The 2,482-nt window shown below is 40.2% G+C and carries 4 protein-coding genes; 2 read left to right on the top strand and 2 right to left on the bottom strand.

Going from position 1 to position 2,482, the window contains the following annotated elements; genetic code table 11:
• The first annotated feature begins 264 nt into the window (after positions 1 to 264).
• On the top strand, positions 265 to 1,116 hold the full coding sequence (gene aguB, locus WA010_RS02445; RefSeq protein ID WP_422555590.1) for an N-carbamoylputrescine amidase: 852 nt from the start codon (positions 265 to 267) through the stop codon (positions 1,114 to 1,116).
• Positions 1,117 to 1,123: 7 nt separating this feature from the next.
• Here the strand turns inward: aguB and WA010_RS02440 are convergent, their stop codons facing one another.
• Positions 1,124 to 1,414 carry a hypothetical protein gene (locus WA010_RS02440; protein WP_422555589.1) on the bottom strand — a complete coding sequence of 97 codons (291 nt, stop codon included), beginning with the start codon at positions 1,412 to 1,414 and terminating at the stop codon, positions 1,124 to 1,126.
• Entirely contained in the window at positions 1,404 to 1,691 is a 288-nt protein-coding gene (locus tag WA010_RS02435; RefSeq protein WP_422555588.1) for a toxin, read from the bottom strand. The genes WA010_RS02440 and WA010_RS02435 overlap by 11 nt, the downstream gene beginning before the upstream one ends.
• A gap of 198 nt (positions 1,692 to 1,889) precedes the next feature.
• Here WA010_RS02435 and WA010_RS02430 point away from each other — a divergent pair.
• On the top strand, positions 1,890 to 2,482 hold a 593-nt coding region (locus WA010_RS02430), incomplete at its 3' end, for a hypothetical protein (protein WP_422555587.1).

Here is a 2,482-nt window from a genome sequence, read left to right as displayed (position 1 = left end):
GTGAAGCACTGTCTTGCATCTCTAGCTCTACCGCTGCTGCTATCTTATCGAGTGTTTTATCACGCTTACTCATCTCAGAATTCATCTGTGGAAGCGGATTAAATTGGGGCTCTAATTTCATAGGTTCCTCCTTCTTATCTCTAGTGTAATTAGAATATCACCGAATAGATTAAAAGGGGATAATAATTTTTGGCTAAATTGCCCCTGAACTGTAATGGAGCAATGCTATAATTTCGCCATAGTGAACGGTATAAGGAAAAGTGTATGGTTAAAGTAGCAGCAATACAAATGCAAATGGGTGAAGATAAGCAATCAAATATTCTAAAAGCCGAATTGATGGTACGTGAAGCGGCGAGTAATGGAGCCAATATCATTTTAATCCCAGAGCTGTTTGAGGGGTACTATTTTTGCAAAGATATGGACAAAAAGTATTTCGAGTGGGCTCAACCGCTACAAAATAATCCCCTCATCGCTCATTTCAGCGCATTGGCGAAAGAACTCGGCGTTGTGTTGCCGATCAGCTATTTCGAGCGCGATGGGGAGCGTTATTTTAACTCACTGGTGATGATTGACGCTGATGGCACCGTGATGGAAAATTACCGTAAAACCCATATCCCCGATGGTCCTGGTTACGAAGAGAAATTTTATTTCGGACTGGGGGACACGGGATTCAAAGTGTGGAAAACAGCATTTGGAAATGTGGGTGTCGGCATTTGCTGGGATCAGTGGTTTCCTGAAACCGCGCGCTCACTTACCCTCATGGGGGCAGATATGATTTTCTATCCGACGGCGATCGGATCTGAGCCCGAAATCGGGGTGGATTCGGCGTCGCACTGGCAGAGAGTTCAGATGGGGCACTCTGCGGCGAACATCATCCCCGTGATCGCCGCCAACCGTATCGGTGAGGAAGTCGGAGAGAGTTGTACCCTTACCTTTTACGGCAGTTCGTTTATCACCGATCATACGGGGCAGAAAGTCGCCGAAGCATCGCGTGACAAAGAGGAGATTTTGTATAGCGAATTTGATCCCGCAACTATTCGTGAACATCGTCATTACTGGGGTCTTGTTCGTGATCGACGACCGGAGTGTTACGGGAAAATTACTGAAAATAGATAAGCTACAGTTACGCTTCTAATCTGATTTTACCTGTTGCATAATTATGTACCAATGCTTGAATCAAGTTTTGGTATCCAATCCCAAGCTCTTTTGATTTTGCTTTTACGATGGCTAAATCACTGACCGAAAATCGTATGGTTGTTTGTCTTTTTTCTTGTAATGATTTTGTATATTTTGCATGATTTTGATAGATTTTAAGCTCATCTTGTGACAAAGGTTTATCTATCCATTCACCACTTTCTATCTCATTTAAGAGTTCCGTTTCATCGTTGTCTAGAAATATTGCATTATTTTTCATTTTTTTTGCCTCCGAATTCTTTGTTCAGTTTTCTGCTGGGAATAATAGTCTTTAAAAAAATCTCCTCGTCTGTTTCGACAAAAGGGACATACCAAATGTAACTGTTGATTTCCAAAACAAAAATTTGCTGATTTGGATATTTTTCTGTATTGGGATGGATACGACGACCGATAATTTCACCCTCAACGATCTTTTCAAGAACTTCTTCGAAACTAACATATCTTTGGAGTTGTAAGAGTTGATTTTTCTCTTCGTCCCAACGAATAACTTTATTCATGCACTTACCTTTAGTTTACAGTACTTATTGTAACTATTTGTAGATGTATTGTCAATACGTTTATTGCAAATCCTATTTTGCAGTAAGTAAATATTAAGTGATTGAATGATTTTAGGGTTCAATGATATTGATCCTATCGGGTACTTTGGAACTCCTTTTGCTTTAGTGAGGTAATAATCATTAATTGGGAGGGGATTTGTGAGAGTTGTTTTGCGCCATAACGCTATCTTCGTTCAGGGGAGTAGTAATACTCTCGAAGAACCGTGGATGGAAGAATTTTTTGACCATCACATCCAAAACACCCTTTTCCTCGATAATGGGGTATTAGTCCTCAATAATGAAAACTCTTCGAATCAAAAAGAGGATTTTTTAGAAAATCTAAGTGAGCGCTACACCAAAATGAATGAGCTGAGCGGGACATTTTACAGTCGATCACTCAAACGATGCAAAAGTGCTGCCGTCCGTATCGAAGTGCCGTATAAAAAAAGTGAAAACGTCGATGTAAAGCTCTACGCGTATGGACCTGATCGGGTGAAATTGACCTTCTTAACCCCTAATGCATGGGTTATGCGTTATTTAAAGCAGCAGCTTTCAGCTTTGATTGTTAGTTCGACTATGAATGATATTTATATTGATATAAGTACTTCTACGGCCAAAGCACGCCTTGAGAAAACGTTGAATCGACGAGAAGTACTCCATTTTCAAATCAAATACCATTATGACAAAAATTTTATGAGTCGTTTGTATGGTAATTACCGTGGGTGGGGATTTGGAAATGAGGCAGTGGATAA

The organism is Sulfuricurvum sp. (assembly GCF_049305995.1).
In the GTDB taxonomy this organism is placed as follows: domain Bacteria; phylum Campylobacterota; class Campylobacteria; order Campylobacterales; family Sulfurimonadaceae; genus Sulfuricurvum.
This window is presented reverse-complemented; position numbering and strand designations above follow the sequence as displayed.